This window comes from Phytomonospora sp. NPDC050363 (assembly GCF_040655735.1).
GTDB lineage: Bacteria > Actinomycetota > Actinomycetes > Mycobacteriales > Micromonosporaceae > Phytomonospora.
Map to the genome: position 1 here is coordinate 34985 of NZ_JBFAKK010000003.1, position 17602 is coordinate 52586.

Here is a 17602-nt window from a genome sequence, read left to right on the forward strand (position 1 = left end):
GTCACAGATCCGACTTATGTCTCCCCCTTTCGTTACGGATCGGTGACGATGTGTCCGCGGACGGTTACCGGACCGCCGCACGGATTCCCCTGGAGGCGCAATGGATCTCGTCGTCTGTGATGCCCAACGCGCTTACGGGGACGCGCTCGCCTCGGTCCTCTCCGCACGCGGCCACCGGGTGGTCACCGTCCCCGACGGCGGACTCCCCCGCGCCATGAGCGCGGGCACCCCGCAGGTGTGCGTCCTCGAACTCGGCGCCGCCGTGCGGGCCCGCGAAGTCGCCGACCTCTTCCCCCACGTGCGCATCTTCGTGCTCACCGGCCGCGGCGACGCGCGGGTCGTGCGCGACCTGGTCGCCGCGGGGGCCGTCGGCGCGGCGTCCACGATGCGCCGCCTCGACGCCGTCGTGCGCGCCATCGAGGAAGTCGGCGCCGGCCGCACCCACTACGACCCCATGCTCCTGCGCGCCGCCCTGCGCCCGGACCAGGAGATGGACGACGCCACCGCCCGCCGCCTCGCCGCCTACCTGACACCCCGCGAGGTCGAGGTCCTGCGCCGCATCGTGCGCGGCGAGGACACCCGCGCCATGGCCGGCGACATGGGCGTCTCGATCACCACCGTCCGCTCGCACGTCCAGAACGTTCTCGGCAAGCTCAACGTGCACTCCCGCCTCGCCGCGGTCGCCTTCTCCCTCTGCCACGGCCTGGTGTCCCTGCGGCGCGACGAGGTCGAGGTCTTAAGCGTCGTATAGTCCCGGCATGCCGGAGCTACCCGAAGTCGAGACCGTGCGCGAGGGCCTCGCCCGCTGGGTCGTGGGCCGCACGATCAGCGCCGTCCGCGTCGGGCACCCCCGCGCCGTGCGCCGCCACGTCGCCGGATCGGACGACTTCGCCACCGCCCTGACCGGCCGGACGATCACCGGCGCCGACCGTCGCGGGAAATACCTGTGGCTGCCCCTCGACTCCGGCGACGCGATCCTGTGCCACCTCGGCATGTCCGGGCAGATGCTGGTCCAGCCCGCCGACGCACCCGAGGAGAAGCACCTCCACGTCCGTGTCGACTTCACCGACGGCGGCCCCCAGCTCCGCTTCGTCGACCAGCGCACCTTCGGCGGCCTGTCCCTGTCCCGCGACGGCGCCGAACTGCCGCCCGAGATCGCCCACATCGCCCGCGACCCCGTCGACCCCGGCTTCGACGACGAGGCCTTCGTCGCCGCCCTGCGCCGCAAGCGCACCGAGGTCAAACGCGCCCTCCTCGATCAGACGCTGATCTCCGGCATCGGCAACATCTACGCCGACGAAGCGCTCTGGCGGGCCCGCCTCCACGGCCGCCGCGCCACCGGCAACCTCACCCGCCCGCTCGTCCGCGCGCTCCTCGGCCACGTCCGCGACGTCCTCGCCGAAGCCCTCCGAGCAGGGGGCACCAGCTTCGACGCGCTCTACGTCAACGTCAACGGACAATCGGGCTACTTCGACCGCTCCCTCAACGCCTACGGCCGCGCCGACGAACCCTGCCCGCGCTGCGGTACGCCCATCCGCCGCGAAGCGTTCATGAACCGCTCCTCCTACTTCTGCCCGCGCTGCCAGCGGCCGCCCGCCAGCTAAGCTGCGGGAGTGTCCGCAGACGACTACACGGCCTACCCCGACCACGACCCCCACGACCCGCCCCCCGGCGCCGCGCCCAGCTCCTGCCTCGGCTGCCAGGGAACCGGACGCACGTGGCGCGAGTACATGGCCGTCGGACCCCTGCGCGCGATCGACCTCGAACCCGGCGAAGTGGGTTCCGTGCCGGTCCTCGGTCTGTGCAAGCACTGCCGGGGGTACGGATGGACCTGGGGAACGAAGATCTAGGCGCCTGACCGCGACCGGACCCTGTCCGCCTTCAGCGAAAGGGGGTCCTCCCGCCCACGAGTCGGCCGTAGCGTGCGACGCATGACGCGAACCGCTTTCGTCCTCGGTGCGACCGGGCAGATCGGCCACGCCACCATCACCGCTCTCCTCGCCGACGGCTGGGACGTCACCGCCGCCTCCCGCGGAAAGAACCCCGCCGCCCTCCCCGATGGCACCCGCACCGTCACCGTCGACCGCTCCGACACCGCGGCCCTCAGCTCCGCCATCGGCGACGGCGTCGACCTCCTCGTCGACACCATCGCGTTCACCGCCGAGGACGGCCGCGGCCTGCGCACCCTCGCCGGCCGCGTCGGCTCGGCCGTCGTCATCTCCACCGGCGCTGTCTACACCGACACCGACGGCCACGCCCTCGGCGACGAGGTCTTCCCCGCCTTCCCCGACCCGATCCCCGAAACGCAGCCCACCAGCGACCCCACTCTCGGCGGCTACGGCCCCGACAAGGTCGCCCTGGAGAACGAACTCCTCGCCGCCGGCTCCGAACTGCCCACCACGCTCCTGCGCGCGGGCACCGTCCACGGCCGGCTGTCGGCCATCCCCCGCGAGTGGTACTTCGTCAAACGCGCGCTCGACCGGCGCCCCGTGCGCATCCTCGCCCACGGCGGCGCCACCGTCTTCCACCCGATCGCCGCCGCCAACCTCGCCGAACTCGTCCGCCTCGCCGGGCACCGCCCCGGCAGCCGCGTCCTCAACGCCGGCGACCCGAAACCGCCGACGGCCCGCGAGATCGGCGCCGCCGTCGGCGCCGTCATGGGCCATCTGCCCGAGGAGATCATCCTCGACGGCCCGCCGCCCGCCGACTCGATCGGCGACAGCCCGTGGACCCTCAAGGGCAACTTCGTCATGGACATGAGCCGCGCCGCCCGCGAACTGGGCTACGAACCGGTCACCGGCTACGCCGAATCCCTCCCGGACTACATCGCCTGGCTCATCGAGACCACCGAGGGCCGCGACTGGCGCGAGGCCCTGCCCGGCACGAAGCTCCTCGGCGGGGACGCGATGTTCGACTACGCCGCCGAAGACGCCTGGCTGGCCGCGCGCCGCTGATCACCCGCCCCACCCGGCCGCGTTACAGTCCCCACATGGTCACACGGGCACAGGTCGAGTCGGCTCAGGAACGCGTGCTGGGGCGGGTGCGGCGCACCCCGGTCATGCGCACGCCCTCGGCCTGGCTCAAGCTCGAGTTCACCCAGCACACCGGCAGCTTCAAGGCCCGGGGCGCCTTCAACCGCGTCCTCGCCGCCTTCGAGAGCGGCGAGTTCGACGGCGACACCGGCGTGGTCGCCGCCTCGGGCGGCAACGCCGGACTGGCCGTGGCCCACGCCGCCCGGGAGCTGGAAGTCCCGGCGACGGTCTACGTCCCGGAGACGGCCCCGGCGGTGAAGGTCGCGCGCCTCCACGAGCTCGGCGCGTCGGTGGTGCAGGTCGGCCACGAGTACGCCGAGGCCTACGAGGCCGCCACGAAGTACGCCGCCGACCACGGTTCGCTGTTCGTGCACGCCTACGACCAGCCGGACGTGGTCGCCGGGCAGGGCACCATCGCCCTCGAACTCGAAGACCAGGTTCCGGACGTCGACACGATCCTCGTGTCGGTCGGCGGGGGCGGCCTGATGGCCGGGATCGCCGCCGCGACCGACGCGGCCGTGGTCGCCGTCGAGCCCATGGACTGCCCGACGCTGAACAAGGCGCTGTCGGCGGGCGCCCCCGTCGACGTGCACGTCTCGGGCGTCGCCGCCGACTCGCTGGGCGCCCGCCGGATCGGCGACATCGCCTTCGAGCTCGCCACCCGCAAGGGCGTGCACAGCCTCCTGGTGCCCGACAACGCGATCGTCGAGGCCCGCCGCCGTCTGTGGCGCGAGCACCGCTTCGTCGTCGAGCACGGCGCGGCCTGCGCGCTGGCGGCGCTGACCTCGGGCGCCTACCTGCCCGAGGAGGACGAACGGGTCGCCGTGATCCTGTGCGGAGCCAACACCGACCCGTCCGACCTCGGCTAGTGGATCACTGCGGGGCCCCGCACCCGCAAGACCCACAAGACAAGCCCTAACAGTCGCCGCCGGCCGCCTCGGCGCGCGTCCGGCTGAGATTCCAGGTGAGACCGCCGTTGTCGCCCTGGTAGCAGGCGAGCCAGTCGAGGACATCCTGCCGCTTCTCGGCGGGGAGGCCGTCGAGGGCGGGCACGACGTCGTCGGAGAGGTTCCCGAGGTACAGCAGGTCGATCTTGCCGGTCTTGGCGTAGTGGTCGATGTTGCGGTCGGCGATGAGCGCGTCGGGGTTGACCGCGGCCAAGGCGAGCAAAGCGGCGGCACCGGTCGCGGCGACGGCGCGGGGCAGCCAGCGGGCGCGAAGCCGGACGCCGGCGACCATGACCAACAGGAACACCAGTCCGAGCCACAGTTCGACGGTGAAGATCCACACGCGCAGGCGGGTCAGTCCGTAGGCGTCCTCGTAGAGCGTCATCCGATGCAGCGCCGAGGCGACGACCACGAGGGACAGCACGCACAGCACGCCGAGGAGGACGCGCAGCAGCAGGCGCTGCAGCGGCTCGGCGCGCGGAGCCTTGCGAGCGGCGACGGCGATGACGGCCAAGGTGAGCAGGGTGATCCAGCACAGCTGCCAGAAGCCGCCGCGCGCGTACTCGGCGAAAGTCAGGCCGGTGGTGCGCTCGACGTAGTCGGCGCCACCGAAGAAGGCCACCGCCTGGACGGCGACGAAGGCCGCGAACAGGCCGTTGAGCAGGGTGAGGGGCACGGCCCACTCCCACAACCGCACCTTGCGCGCCGGCCGGGCGCCGATCAGGTCGAGGCGCGCCGGGCTCACCGCGAGGTGGGCGAAGCCGAGGACCCCGGCGACCAGGAACGGGAGCAGGATGAGCCGGCCGATCGCCAGGCCCGGTGACATGGTGGGTGTGACGGCCTCGACGAGTTCGGCGAAGGCCGGGTCGGCGGAGGCGAACAGGGCACCGAACAGCACCAGGACGACGACGGCGATGACGAAGGTGCGCAGGATCGGCACGGCGGTGCGGCGGCCGGGCATCGCGGCGAGTCCGCGCCGCGCCCAGCCCAGGCCGAGCGCCCACTCGAAACCGGCCAGCAGCGGCCCGAGGATGAAACCGGTGAAGCGCATCGGGGGTGCCACGGTGGCGGCCGTCGCGGCGAAGCCGGTGAGCACGCACATCGCGACGAGCTCGTCGTTGTCCAGGAAGGCCGGCACGCAGAACAGCCCCACGGTCAGCAGGGCGCCGACTCCGCGAACGGCGAGCTGGTCTCGCGGTGCCAGCGGGAGGGTGAGGGCCAGGACGGCGATGCCGGTGACGGTCATGCCGATGCCCGGTGTCCCGGAGGTGAGCACGAAGGTCGCCAAGAGCGCCACGACGGCGACGCCCGCGAGCGCCCAGTGCGGGGCGGCTCCCCGGGAGGCGGGGACGTGGCGGCTCATGAACGCGGTGATCGGGTCCGGCCTCGGCGGCAGGGCGGGCGGGTACGGAGCCGCCATCGGCATCTTGCCGCGCATCACGGGCGCCGCGGCGTGCCATGGGGGCGAGCCGGGCTCCTGCGGGGTGGGTGTCTCGGGAGTGGTCATCGTCCTGGCCTTTCTGGGCGGCCGGCCGCCGCGCACGGGCACGGCGCGGCGACCGGCCCGTCTCGGTCGGTTCGGCTGGTTTCCTGGTCGGCGATGGGCATGGGGCATCACCACCACGGTGCGATGTGCGCGGGAGGTGCGGTAGGGCGGTCAGTCCTGTTCGGGCGGACCGGTCCCGGAGTGCTCGGGCGCGGGGAGGCGGACCCTGATCAGGCAGCCCCGGGCGGAGTCCGCGACGGCGATGCGTCCGCCGTGCAGTTGGACGATCCAGCGGCAGATGGCCAGGCCGAGGCCGGTTCCGCCGCCTCTGCGGTCGAAGCGGGTGGCGTTGTCGCCTCGGGTGAAGCGTTCGAAGACGCGCCGGCGTTCGGCGACGGGGATGCCCGGGCCCTGGTCGGCGACGTCGATGACCAGGCCGCCGTCGGTGTCACGCGCCGCGCTGACGCTGACGGTGGCGCCGGCCGGGCTGTGGCGGACGGCGTTGTCGAGGAGGTTGGCGACGACCTGGTGCAGCCGCGCCGGGTCGGCGACGGCGGTGAGGCCGGGCGGCGCGGTCACCTCGACGGCGACGTCGCGGCCGCTCAGCGCCTGCTCGGCGGCGGCCCGGCGCAGCAGCGGCAGGACCTCGAACTCACTGCGGTGCAGGGGGACGACGCCGGCGTCGAGGCGGGAGAGGTCGAGGAGCTCGCCGACCAGCCGGCTGAGCCGCTCGGTCTGCGCCAGCGCCGTGCGCAGTGTCGGCTCGTCCGGTTCCGACACCCCGTCGACGACGTTCTCCAGCACGCCTTGGAGGGCGGTGATGGGCGTGCGCAGTTCGTGGGAGACGTTGGCGATCAGCTCGCGCCGCTGCCGGTCGACGGCGGCGAGGTCACCGGCCATCTGGTTGAAGGCCTCGGCGAGCACGCCGACCTCGTCCTGCGAGGTGGCGCGGACGCGGACGGCGTAGTCGCCGCGGGCCATCTTGCGCACCCCGGCGGTCATCTCGCGCAGGGGCGAGGTCATGCCGTGGGCGAGGACGCGGGAGACGAACACCGCGCCGATGATGGCGATGGAGGCCATCTTCCAGGGCAGGAAACCCAGCAGGTACCAGAAGACGAGCAGTCCGAAGGTGCCCGAGCCGACCAGCAGGATGCTGAACTTGACCTTGACGGAGCGGACGCGGTCGAGTGGGCGGGGCGCGACGTCGCCGAGCCAGATCCACATCTTGGCGACCGGACCGGCGTCGCTGGCCCTGGCCCTGGGGCTGTCGAGGTATTCGCGCAGCCACCGCCATCCCCTCCGCGGCGGTGTCCTGCGTGCGGTCTCACTGGTCATCGCGGGCTCTCCAGCGCGTAGCCGACGCCGTGGACGGTGCGGATGATGCCGTCGCCGAGTTTGCGGCGCAGGGCGCGGACGTGGCTGTCGACGGTCCGGATGCCCGCGGCGGCGGAGTGGCCCCAGACCTCGCCGAGCAGCTGTTCCCTGGTGTGCACGACGCGCGGCCGGGTGGCCAGGCGCACGAGGAGGTCGAACTCGGTGGCGGTGAGGTGCACCTCGGCGGTGTCGCGGCGGACCCGGCGTTCGGTGCGGTCGATCTCGACCTCGCCGATGCGCAGGGCGGACTGCGTCTCGGGGGCCGGGGCGGCGCGGGCGACGCGGCGCAGGAGCGCGCTGATCCGCGCGGTCAGCTCGCGCATGCTGAAGGGCTTGGTGAGGTAGTCGTCGGCGCCCACGCCCAGGCCGACGAGCATGTCGGTCTCGTCGTCGCGGGCGGTCAGCATCAGGACCGCGACGGGCCTGGCGGCCTGTACCCGGCGGCAGACCTCCAGACCGTCGATGCCGGGGAGCATGACGTCGAGGACGAGCGCGTCGGGCCGGTACTCGCCCGCGGCCTCGACGGCGGCGAGGCCGTCGTGGACCGTGCGGGTGTCGTATCCCTCGGCCCGCAGGCGGGCGGCGATCGACGCGGCGATCGTCGGTTCGTCTTCGACGATGAGGATCCGCCGCCTGGCGTCTGAGCTGGGCATGGGGCCAGCGTAGGACGCGAATGTGCAGACGGTGGGGTCCGGATGTGGAGATTTCGTGGAGATCGCCGGCAGGCGCGGGGTCGGTCGCCGAATAATGCCTTGCGCGCGGACTCGATCATCGGTTATGGTTCCGCCCGAAGTTGTAACGGTGCCGGCCCATCTGACGGGTCCGCGTGGAAGAGAGAGGGGGCGTCTCACGATGACTGCCGCCGTGCGGTTCATGCCGCCTGTCTCGAACGCCCTCCTCGGCGAGGGCTCCGCTCGCTAGGCGAGCAGTCCTTCCTCTTCACCGGCTTCAACAACACCCTTTCGGAAACTGTGTTGCCGGTGGCCTTTGCGATCTTCCACAAGGAGTACCACCAGTGCGCGAGCGCGACTCTTTCGTTCCCATGAAGTCCCGTGGCCGTAAGCGTGAGGCCGACGACTTCTACTACGAGGAGGCCGAACGTTTCAACGACGAGTTCGAAGGCGAGTTCGTCGAGTTCGACCCCGAGGCTCCCCCGTTCGGCGACCGCTGGACGACGTGGGACAAGTCCGAACCGCTCCAGCGGGCGCCCAAGCCGTGGCCGGACTGGCTCATCACCGACCTCGGCGCCGTCGACGTGGAGCACGGCGTCCTCAAGACCGGCAAGGAGGCCGACGTGTTCCTCATCGAGCGCGTCGTGCCCGACACCGACCGTTCCGTCCTGCTGGCCGCCAAGCGCTACCGGGACGCCGACCACCGCATGTTCAGCCGCAGTTCGGAGTACACCGAGGGCCGTACGGTCCGCAAGTCGCGTGACCAGCGCGCGATGGAGAAGGGCACCAAGGTCGGCCAGGAGATGCTGGCCGGGCAGTGGGCCGCGACCGAGTGGAACGCACTGGTCCGGATGCACAACGCGGGCGCCTCGGTGCCCTATCCGGTGCAGGTCCTGGGCACCGAGGTGATCATGGAGTTCGTCGGCACCGGCCGGGAGGCCGCGCCGAGGCTGGAGATCCTGCGGCCGACGCCGGCGGAGCTGGCGGACCTGTGGGACCAGCTGGTGTTCAACATGACCATCATGGCCCGCGACGGTTTCGCGCACGGGGACCTGTCCTCGTACAACATCATCGTCGACAAGGGACGGCTGGTGGTCATCGACATGCCGCAGATCATCGACGTCGTGGCCAACCCGCGCGGCCGCTTCTTCCTGGAGCGGGACGTGCGCAACGTCGGCGCGTGGTTCGTCTCGCGCGGCATGGACCCCAAGTACGTCGACATGCTGGTCGCCGACCAGTTCGCCGACGCGCGGGTCAGCTGAGCGGGCCGCCGGCCAGCATCGGCGCCACCTCGGCGCCGATCCGCTCGATCGTGGTGCCGGTGGCCTCGAAGCCGCCGGCGCCCTCGACCATCAGCAGGGCGTGCTGGACGCCGGTGCGCTCCGCCGACCGGCTCAGCACCTCGGCGCAGTGCTCGGGTGTGCCCACGGGGTGCATGCCGATGAGCGTCTCGACGTAGGCCGCCGGGTCCCGCGCGGGCCCGGCGGAGCCGTCGATGCGGACGTACTCGGCCACGCCGGCGCCGATCCAGCCGGGCATCGCGGCGCGGACCTCGGCGGCCGCCTTCTCCCTGGAGTCGGCGACGTGGCAGAGATAGGCGGCCGCGTGCGGGGCGGTGCCGGCGTCGTGGCCGAACATCTCGGCGGTCTCGCGGTAGCGGTCGAGCAGTTCGGCCTTGGCGGCGTCGCCGATGTGCACGCCCAGCAGCAGCGGCAGGCCCCTGCGGGCGGCCAGGTCCACTGTGGACGTCGAAGTCGCGGCGACCCACACCGGAAGGGGCGCGGCGGGTTTCGGCACGACGGCGACCTCCCTGAAGCGGAAGAAGCGCCCGTCGGCGGCCACCCGCGGCTTGCCGGACACCCAGTCGCACAGCACGTCGAGGGATTCACCGAAGCCCTCGGCGAAGCGCTCGATGCCCGTGCCGAAGACCTCCAGGTCGACCCACGGGCCGCCTCGTGCCACGCCGAGCCGGAAGCGCCCGCCCGACATCGCGTCCAGCGCCACCGCCTCCTCCCCCAGCGCCACCGGACTGCGGTTCGACAGCACGCACGCCGCCGTCCCGACGGTGATGCGCTCGGTGCGGCCGAGCAGGTTCCCGGCGGCCACCGTGGCCGACGGGCACACGCCGTAGGAAATGAAGTGGTGCTCGGCCAGCCACACGCCGTCGAGGCCGGCCCGCTCCGCCGTCACCCCATGGGAGACCGTGCGAGCGAGCGCCTCGCCCGCCGTCACGCCGGGGAACTTCGCGCCGGCCAGGAACAGTTCCAGTCGCACAGATCCTCCGGTGTCTCGGGAACGAAGAGGCGCCGGGAGCGTCGTGAAGGCGACGACACCCCCGGCAAGATGTGCTCTGCCGTATCCGACGCTGCTAGCAGTCGCGGAGTTCCGGGGACTGGTTGCGAAGCTGGCCGGTCGGCGAGATGAACTTGCGGTACTGCACGGAGTCGACCGCGGCGGGCCGGAACGCGGCGATGCGGTGGCAGTTCTGGAAGGCCAGCTTCACGCCGAAGTGGCGCTCGATGCCGCCCCGGATCGCGTCGGAGGCCAGGGCGCGCAGCAGCTGGCCGCGCGAAGTCTCGTCCGGCGGCGGGGTCACGTTGTCGGCGAACGGCGCCTCGGTGGTGCCGAGCTCGCCGACCACACGGCTGATGGTCTCCCACGCGTACGGCAGGGAGGTGCGCACGCACTCGACGAACTCGGCGTCGGTCACCTCGCCTCGTTCGGCCTTCTCCAGCAGATCCGGGGAAACGTCAAGGGACATGTCGGCTCCTTTCGGGTTTGGCGGACACGTGGTCCCAGTTGACTCCAACGGGGGGCCACGTACTGTCAGACAGTTGTCACCGGACCGTCACTAACTCAGCGCGGGCTCGCCGGTCCGGGTTTCGAGCAGGTGCGGGCCGAGGACGAAGTCGGGGTCGATCTGGCGGGAGAGGTCGGCGCCGGTGCGCTCGCTGCCCCACGCCTCGGCGTTGCGGCGGTGGAACTCGTGGGCCTGGCGGGTGAACTTCGCCCAGTCCTTGCCGATCCCGTCGAGCAGGGCGCGGGCCTTGTCGAGGACGGCGAGGTTGCCGGCTTCCAGGCCGGTGATCTCCAGGTGCCGGCCGCGCTCGGCGGCCTTGACGAACTTCGAGCGGCCGCACCAGCCGATCAGCGCGTCGCCGACGTGCTCGCGCAGGAAGTCCACATCGGACTCGTCGTCGACCTTGTTGCCGATGACGGCGATGCGCACGTCGAAGTCGGCGGCGTATCCCGCGTACTGCTTGAAGACGCCGACACTGCGCACGGTGGGCTCGCAGACGAGGAAGGTGCAGTCGAAGCGGGTGAACATGCCCGAGGCGAAGGCCTCCGCGCCGGCGATCATGTCGACGATGACGTACTCGCCGGGGAGGTCGACCATGTGGTTGAGCAGGAGTTCGACCGCGCCGGTCTTGGAGTGGTAGCAGGCGACGCCGAGGTCGTTCTCGGTGAATCCGCCGGTGACGGCCAGACGGACGCCGGCGACGTCGGTGACCAGGCCGTCCAGGAGCGGATTGGTCTCGGTGATGCCGAGGAGGCGTGAGCCCGGACCGGGCGGGGTCGTCTTCAGCATCTGCTCGACCGACTCGATGCGCGGGTTCGAGCCGCGCAGGTAGTCCTTGATGCGCGGGAGGGCGTCACCGAGGGTCGGGAGGGCGACGGCGTCGAGTTCGGCGAGGCCGAGCGCGCAGGCGAGGTGCTGGTTCACGTCGGCGTCGATGGCGAACACGGGGTTCCCGAGGTGGGCGAGACGGCGGGCGAAGAGCGACGCGAGGGTCGTCTTGCCGCTGCCGCCCTTGCCGACGAAGGCGAGTTTCACGGTGGCTCCTGGATGCGGGTGCGTAGGTGGTGACACGGCTGGCGCGTTTATGAACTTGGGAACCAGTTTCATTAGCGCGGCGGGGTGTGTCAAGGAAGCGCGCGGGCGTGTCGTCCGGCGACCGTTTCCGGCCGCGCGCACGAACGCGGCCCGCCCCTCCCGAAGGAAGGACGGGCCGCGCCTCAGCCCTACTGCGCCCACCTGCGACCGGGGCGCCATCCCCGGCCGCTTCGGCTCCTCGCGGAGCCCTTAGTAGTTCTCGATCTTCGGGTAGTCGTCCGGCCGCTTCATGTTCGTGTGACCGAAGGTCATGTCGAACGCGCGGTCCCAGTCGCCGTTGCGGAAGGACTCTTCGAGGGTCTCGTTGATGAACTTCCGCAGCTCCGGGGAACCGTGCTTCAGGCCGATGCCGTAACGCTCGGTCGTGAAGGTCTTGTTGAGCACGCGATAGGCGTCGGGGTCCGACTGCGTGAAGCCCTGGAGGATCACGTTGTCGGTGCTCACCGCGTCGACGGGTTCGGCCCCGTCGAGGGCGGTCACGCAGCTGGAGTAGTCCTTCAGCTCCACCACCTCGACGCCGGCCTGCTTCTTCAGCTCTTTCGCCGAGGTGGATCCCTTGGCGGCGCAGACCGACTTGCCGACCAGGTCCTCGACGGAGTTGATGTCCTTGTTGTCGGCCTTGACGAGGATGTCCTGACCGGCGACGTAGTACGGGCCGGCGAAGTCGACCTCGGCCTTGCGCTCGTCGTTGATGGTGAAGGTAGCGATCACCATGTCGACCTGCTCGGAGCTCAGATACGTGGTGCGGCTCTTGGCGAGGGTCTCGATGAACTCGATGTTGACGCCTTCTTCGACGGTACCGAAGATCCGCTGCGCGATGATGCGCCCGACTTCGGCGTCGAAGCCGTCGATGCGACCGGTCGCCTCGTTGCGAAGGCCGGTGAGGGGCTGGTCGAACCGGGTGCCGACGAGGAGCCGTCCGCTTTCCTTGATCGCCTGGATCTCCGCGGGGAGGGAGTCCTCCGGAGCCTGCGTCATCACGTAACGCGATCCGGTCGGCGCGGAAGGTATCTCGTCCTCGCCGCAGGCTGCGAGGGGAAGCAGCCCGAGCACCGTAAGGATGATGGCCAACCTACGAAGGGTTGACCTTGCTGTTAAAAAGTGTGATCGACTAGCGACGATCAGCTTGGCAGGCTTGAGCATGCGGATGAGCCTAGCGAGAAAGCCGGTCGGTGTGACCGAGACCCCACTCGCATTTTTTCGCCCCGCCGGAGGCGGTGGGACTACCGTTGGACCGTGACTCAGACGACGGCGACCGAGCACGAGATGCACGACCGCGACCCGCGACGAGCGCGCCCGCTGGACATTCGCAGGCGCGGACTTGTCGGCTACCAGGCCGCCTGGGACGAGCAGCGCGAACTGCACGCCCAGCGCATGGAGGACGAACTCCCCGACACCGTCCTGCTCCTCGAACACCCGAGCGTGTTCACCGCCGGCCGGCGTACCCAGGACTGGCAGCGCCCCGACGACGGCACGCCCGTCGTCGAGGTCGACCGCGGCGGCCTCATCACCTGGCACGGCCCGGGCCAGCTCGTCGGCTATCCGATCGTGCGGCTCCCCAAACCGCTCGACGTCGTCGCCTACGTCCGCCGCATGGAGCGGGTCATCACCGACGTGTGCGCCGAACTCGGGGTGCACACCGTCCCCAACCCGGAGCGCACCGGCGTCTGGGTCCCCGCCGACGACCGCGGACCGGACCGCAAGATCGCCGCCATCGGCGTGCGGGTGCGCTGGGCGGTCACCATGCACGGCTTCTCCCTGAACTGCGACAACTCCTTCGACGGCTTCAACGCGATCGTGCCCTGCGGGATCGTCGACGCCGAGGTGACCTCGCTGTCGAAGGAACTCGGCCGGGACGTCACCGTCGCCGAGGTCATCCCGCTGGTGGAACGGCACCTGCCGAAACTGCTGGCCTGACGCGCGAGACGGCCCCGGCGTGATCGCCGGGGCCGTCTCGCGTGTGCGGCCGAAGCTACAGGTCGTAGTCCTGGGCGACCTTCGCGTGGTGATCCGCGTCGAGTTCGGCGTCGACGGCCAGCGAGAGCCACGACATCGGGTGCTCCCAATCCTTCGTGAGCTCGGTCAGCAGCCGGTGGGCCTGGGCGGCGCTCGCGGTCGGCGGGACGGCGACGCCCGTGTAGACACCGGTCACCGTGTCCTCGGCGTCGGGCGGGAAGATCTGGTAGTCCTCGTCGGTGTACAGCCACACGCCGTAGCCCTGCTCGCGCAGCGCGTCCAGGAAGGCCTCGAAGGCCTCCGGCCCCGGGTGCGCGCCGTCGACGAAGTAGGTCCGGAACCCGCCGGGTGCCAGCAGGCGGACGGCGGCCACGGCCGGGTACCAGCCGTCGCGGTCCTCCTCCTTCTCCGGCGGCGGTTCGAGTGCGGCCGGGTCGATCACGACGAGGTCGCCGTGGTTGAGCGGTGCTCCCGGGCGGGTCACCGACTCCACCCGCGCGGTCGCCGGGCCGGTACGGATCGCCAGGACCACCACGCGCCCGTCGGGCCGGTCGTAACGCAGCTCGACCGGGTGCCAGCGCTCGTCGATCGGGCCCTCGGGCGTGTCGAGGTCGATGCCGATCTCGGCGCACTGGCCCCGAACGGCCGCCCAGTCCCCGTTGACGGTGGCGGCGATGATCAGCGACCACCGGTCGGCGGGCTGGGTGTGGTGCACCGGCGACTCGGCCTCGTCGTCGGTGCGTTCGAGGACCTCGGTCCACACTCGCTGCGCCGTCTCGAAGTCGCCGAGCTCACGGGCGGCGGTCGCCCACATCCGGCGGGCGTTGACGACCGAGTCGTCGACGGCGACGAGGGCCTCGCACTCGCGGGCTGCCTCGGCCCACTCCCCCTGTTCGGCGGCCCAGGAAGCGCGGTACCAGTGCGCCTGCGCGGGATCGCGGGGCGCGACGAGTGAGGCGAGCCGGGCGATGCCCTCGGCGTCGCGGCCTCGGGTGAGGACGTTGGCGAGGAGCCGGTTGCGGTCGTCGTTGCCCGGGTCGGCCTCAACGCGCTCCCACAGGATCCGGGCGGCCTTCCACGGCAGGCCGAGAACGCTGAGGTACTGGGCGACCAGTGCGAGGACCTGCGGATCCTCGGGCTCCCGCTCGTGGGCGACGGTCAGCAGGTCGAGGTTGCGCTCGGGATCGGCGGGCTGATAGGAGCCGTCCTCGGCGGCCACACCGAGGGCTTCGAGGTATCCGGGGAGGTGCTCGACGTCGACGGGGAGCTCGGGCGCGGGCAGCGCCTCGGCGTCGCGGCGCATCGCGATGAAGTCGCGGCCGGTCGCGGTGTCCTTGCGCCGCAGGTCGTCGAACTTGCGGGCGGCGAACTCTCCGAGGGACTGGGCCACGGTGCGCGCGCCGCGCTGGACGGCGAGGCGCCCGGCGATCAGCAGCATGTTCAGCGATGCCCGGTGGGAGCCGACGTCGTCGAGGTAGGCGGCCCAGCTGGCCAGGGCGGTGCCGAGGCGCGGCACGTTGTCCAGCGCGTTGAGCGACACCAGCCGCTCGGCGGTCTGGGCCCACTTCAGGCGCAGGTCGGCGTGCTCGATGGGCTCGGCGATCTCCGGCAGCTGCGCGAGTGCGTTCTCGGTGTCCCCGAGCCGGGCGTACAGCTCGGCGCGGGCCAGGGCGAGTTCGCGAAGGTCGTCCTCGTCGAGGGCGTAGGGACCGTTGCGGCGAGCGGCCTCGGAGCGTTCGAGGACGTCGAGGCCTTCCTGCGCGCGGTCGAGCTGCCCGAGGAGGCGGGCGCGCTGGATGTGCATGTAGAGAGAGGGGTCGCCGCCGGCGGCGCGGTGCCTGCCCTCGGCCTCGACAATGTAGGCGAGGGCCTCCTCGGTGCGGCCGTCGTCGTTGAGGGCGTAGCTGTACTCGCGGGTGAGACAGTCGAAGCAGTTGCGGGCGGGTTCGATGCGGCCGAGGGTCTCGTCGAGGATGGCGATGCGCTCGTTGACGTATCCGGGTCCGTCGATGCGGGCGTGGGCGATGCAGAAGTCCTGCACGACGCAGACCGACTGCGGGCAGTCCCTGGTCTCCTCGCGGTGGGCGAATTCGAGGAGCGCGGTGGCCTCCGGGAGGGCCTTGGCGCCCTGCTGGCGTTCGTTGACCAGCGACTGGAGTCGCCAGTGGCGCAGGAAGACCTCCACCCAGGGCAGTTCGAGGGCGCGCGCGGTCGCCAGGGCCTCGGGGAAGATCGCGTCGACCTCGTCGGGCCGGCCGTTGACGGCGTGGCCGGAGATCTCGGCGACGGCGTCGGCGAGGCGGTGGTGCCCGGCTTCGACGAGTTCGCGGTGGGTGTCGTGCACCCAGGCCCAGATGTCGCTGGTCATCGAGGGTCTGTCTCCTGTGCGTCGGTGGATGGCGCGGGGTCGGGCTGGGCGACGAGGCTCTCGACGGCGCTGCCGACGCCGATGAGCGCCGCGGTGAGGTCGCCGCGGTGGCCGGTCTCGCCGGCGGTGGCGGCCATGATGACCTTGAGGGAGCGCAGCAGCGCGGCGGCGGTGGTGCAGCCGGGGTGGTCGGCGCGGCGGGCTTCGAGGAGTCTGCGGACGGCGAGGTTGTCGAGGTTGAGGTAGAGGCGGGCGGCGACGCTGCCGTCGGTGGCGGCGGTGAAGTCGCGGGCGAGGGAGAGCGCGGCCAAGGGGATGCGGGAGGCGGTCTCGTCGGCCTCGATGCGGCGTTTGAGGGCCACGTCGGCGTCGGGGACGAGGACGAGGGGAAGGGCGGCGGGCGCGTAGCGGGCGGGGACGAGCTGCTCGTCGTCGTCGGTGAGGACGGCCGAGAGCCAGGCGTGGTCCGCTGTGGACAGTGGGGTGCCGGTGTCCTTGAAGAGCCTGCGGTCGCCGTCGCTGGTGCCGAGTTCGATGACGGGGCAGCCGCGTTCGGTGCCGTAGCGGCGCAGGAAGGGCAGGACGGCGTAGCGGTCGCCGCGGGCGATGGGAACCTGCATGGCGCGGTAGAGCATCTCGGTGAAGCCGCCGCCCTCGCCGGTGTTGACGTGGATGGTGCCGTTTCCGGCGGCGCGCAGGGAGCCGGCGGTCATGTCGCCGCTGGAGGTGGGCACGGGGACGTCGTCGGCGAGGAGTTCGAACAGGCGGTCGTCGCAGAGGGCGGCGCCGAGCAGGACCTGTCCATGGCGGGCGAGGACGCGCTGCCAGGTGCCCGGCTGGGTGCGGGCGATCTCGAACATGCCGTTGATGATCGCCTCGGTGAGTCCCTTGTGGACGGCCTGGTAGCGCTCGTCGCGCTGCAGGTCCTCGCGGCTCGCGGTGGGCGTCAGGCGGGCCGACTCGATGACGCCGCCGATGAAGCCGGCCCAGGTGGGCAGGAGGTCGCGGGCGTCCTTGGAGAGCATCATGCCGCGCAGGCAGACCGAGAGGTCGCGGTTGTCGGTGCTGCCGTAGGTCGCCGAGTCCTGGATCCACAGGAGACCGACGGCATCCGACTGCTCGTCGGGGCGGACCGGGATGGTGCACAGCGGCGCGAGGCGCTGCGCGAAGCGGCCGGCGAAGTCGAGGGCCGACTGCTTAGTGGAGTTCTCGTCGCGCCACGGGGCCGGCAGGTCGTTGACCGGGACGGTCTCCTCGCCGATGTGCACGGGGATGGGCAGCAGCGCGCAGTAGCGGGTGACGACCTCGCGGAGGGTGGCCTGCTCGGCGAGGTAGGCGAAGTCGGGCTTGAGCCGCAGGGTCACCTCGGTGCCCGGCGACTGCGGGGGCGCGTCGACGACGGAGTAGGTCTCGCCGCCGACCGAGTGGTAGCGGTGTCCCGCCGCGGTCTCGCGGTGCGAGGTGGTAACGACGGTGACCTCGTCGGCGACCGCGAAGGCGGAGAGGAAGCCGAGACCGAAGGCCCCGATGAGGTCCTCGCTGCCGGTCACGTCGCGCAGGAGGCGGGTGTAGCCGGTGCCGACGGTGGCGAGGTAGGCGTGGATCTCCTCCTCGGTGAGCCCGGCGCCCTCGTCGCGGACGGACACCGTGCCCGCGGCGGCGTCTCCGCGCACGATGACGCGACCCGAGGCGGCCTCGGGGTCTTCGAGGCGTCTGCGGGTGATCGAGTCATGGGCGTTCTGGACCAGTTCGCGAAGCGCGACCAGCGGGGTCGAATAGAGGTGGGCCGCCAGGACGGACACGAGTCCGCCGAGGTCGACTTCGGTCTGCCTGAGCTCTTCGCGCATGGTCGGAAAGTTTGCCACGCGCCTAT

The 17602-nt window shown here is 71.5% G+C and carries 16 protein-coding genes; 7 read left to right on the plus strand and 9 right to left on the minus strand.

All coding sequences use genetic code 11. From position 1 onward, the window contains the following. Positions 1 to 100: 100 nt before the first annotated feature. From AB0I28_RS08250 to AB0I28_RS08270, 5 genes are all read left to right on the plus strand, one after another. Positions 101 to 751, plus strand: a complete 651-nt coding sequence (locus AB0I28_RS08250; RefSeq protein WP_357490930.1) for a response regulator transcription factor — start codon at positions 101 to 103, stop codon at positions 749 to 751. A 7-nt stretch (positions 752 to 758) separates the two neighbouring features. Continuing rightward, entirely contained in the window at positions 759 to 1604 is an 846-nt protein-coding gene (mutM, locus tag AB0I28_RS08255; RefSeq protein ID WP_357490932.1) for a bifunctional DNA-formamidopyrimidine glycosylase/DNA-(apurinic or apyrimidinic site) lyase, read from the plus strand. 9 nt (positions 1605 to 1613) lie between these two features. Then, the gene (locus AB0I28_RS08260; protein ID WP_357490934.1) at positions 1614 to 1850 is read left to right on the plus strand and encodes a hypothetical protein; all 237 of its coding nucleotides are present in this window, start codon (positions 1614 to 1616) and stop codon (positions 1848 to 1850) included. Between the two features lie 81 nt (positions 1851 to 1931). Further along, positions 1932 to 2954, plus strand: a complete 1023-nt coding sequence (locus AB0I28_RS08265; RefSeq protein WP_357490936.1) for an NAD-dependent epimerase/dehydratase family protein — start codon at positions 1932 to 1934, stop codon at positions 2952 to 2954. A 35-nt stretch (positions 2955 to 2989) separates the two neighbouring features. Next, on the plus strand, positions 2990 to 3901 hold the full coding sequence (locus AB0I28_RS08270; protein ID WP_357490938.1) for a threonine/serine dehydratase: 912 nt from the start codon (positions 2990 to 2992) through the stop codon (positions 3899 to 3901). Positions 3902 to 3947: 46 nt separating this feature from the next. Here the strand turns inward: AB0I28_RS08270 and AB0I28_RS08275 are convergent, their stop codons facing one another. The 3 genes from AB0I28_RS08275 to AB0I28_RS08285 form a co-directional block, all read right to left on the minus strand. Next, positions 3948 to 5486: a DUF4173 domain-containing protein gene (locus AB0I28_RS08275; protein ID WP_357490940.1), complete on the minus strand. Its 1539-nt coding sequence runs from the start codon at positions 5484 to 5486 to the stop codon at positions 3948 to 3950. A gap of 150 nt (positions 5487 to 5636) precedes the next feature. Continuing rightward, the gene (locus AB0I28_RS08280; protein ID WP_357491943.1) at positions 5637 to 6689 is read right to left on the minus strand and encodes an ATP-binding protein; all 1053 of its coding nucleotides are present in this window, start codon (positions 6687 to 6689) and stop codon (positions 5637 to 5639) included. 107 nt (positions 6690 to 6796) lie between these two features. Next, positions 6797 to 7492 carry a response regulator transcription factor gene (locus tag AB0I28_RS08285; RefSeq protein WP_357490942.1) on the minus strand — a complete coding sequence of 232 codons (696 nt, stop codon included), beginning with the start codon at positions 7490 to 7492 and terminating at the stop codon, positions 6797 to 6799. 362 nt (positions 7493 to 7854) lie between these two features. Here AB0I28_RS08285 and AB0I28_RS08290 point away from each other — a divergent pair, with 362 nt between their 5' ends. Beyond that, complete coding sequence (locus AB0I28_RS08290; protein ID WP_357490944.1) at positions 7855 to 8772, plus strand: RIO1 family regulatory kinase/ATPase; 918 nt, start codon at positions 7855 to 7857, stop codon at positions 8770 to 8772. Here the strand turns inward: AB0I28_RS08290 and AB0I28_RS08295 are convergent. The 4 genes from AB0I28_RS08295 to AB0I28_RS08310 all read right to left on the minus strand — a co-directional run bounded on the left by AB0I28_RS08295 (position 8765) and on the right by AB0I28_RS08310 (position 12476). Next, on the minus strand, positions 8765 to 9784 hold the full coding sequence (locus AB0I28_RS08295) for an LLM class flavin-dependent oxidoreductase (protein WP_357490946.1): 1020 nt from the start codon (positions 9782 to 9784) through the stop codon (positions 8765 to 8767). The two genes, AB0I28_RS08290 and AB0I28_RS08295, sit on opposite strands and share 8 nt — an antisense overlap. 94 nt (positions 9785 to 9878) lie before the next feature. Then, on the minus strand, positions 9879 to 10271 hold the full coding sequence (locus AB0I28_RS08300) for an SCO5389 family protein (RefSeq protein WP_357490947.1): 393 nt from the start codon (positions 10269 to 10271) through the stop codon (positions 9879 to 9881). Between the two features lie 90 nt (positions 10272 to 10361). Further along, positions 10362 to 11345 (minus strand): ATP-binding protein, encoded by a 984-nt coding sequence (locus tag AB0I28_RS08305; RefSeq protein ID WP_357490949.1) that lies wholly within the window; start codon positions 11343 to 11345, stop codon positions 10362 to 10364. Between the two features lie 249 nt (positions 11346 to 11594). After that, positions 11595 to 12476 (minus strand): glutamate ABC transporter substrate-binding protein, encoded by an 882-nt coding sequence (locus AB0I28_RS08310; protein WP_357490951.1) that lies wholly within the window; start codon positions 12474 to 12476, stop codon positions 11595 to 11597. Between the two features lie 195 nt (positions 12477 to 12671). On the opposite strand from AB0I28_RS08310, the gene lipB reads away from it, so the two are divergent. Then, positions 12672 to 13322 carry a lipoyl(octanoyl) transferase LipB gene (gene lipB / locus AB0I28_RS08315; RefSeq protein ID WP_357491945.1) on the plus strand — a complete coding sequence of 217 codons (651 nt, stop codon included), beginning with the start codon at positions 12672 to 12674 and terminating at the stop codon, positions 13320 to 13322. A gap of 55 nt (positions 13323 to 13377) precedes the next feature. On the opposite strand, the gene AB0I28_RS08320 is transcribed toward lipB, so the two are convergent. Together AB0I28_RS08320 and AB0I28_RS08325 are read right to left on the minus strand one after the other, a co-directional pair. Then, entirely contained in the window at positions 13378 to 15729 is a 2352-nt protein-coding gene (locus AB0I28_RS08320; protein WP_357490953.1) for a hypothetical protein, read from the minus strand. Continuing rightward, the gene (locus AB0I28_RS08325) at positions 15726 to 17576 is read right to left on the minus strand and encodes an ATP-binding protein (RefSeq protein WP_357490955.1); all 1851 of its coding nucleotides are present in this window, start codon (positions 17574 to 17576) and stop codon (positions 15726 to 15728) included. Before AB0I28_RS08325 ends, AB0I28_RS08320 begins: the two co-directional genes overlap by 4 nt. Positions 17577 to 17602 lie beyond the last annotated feature (26 nt).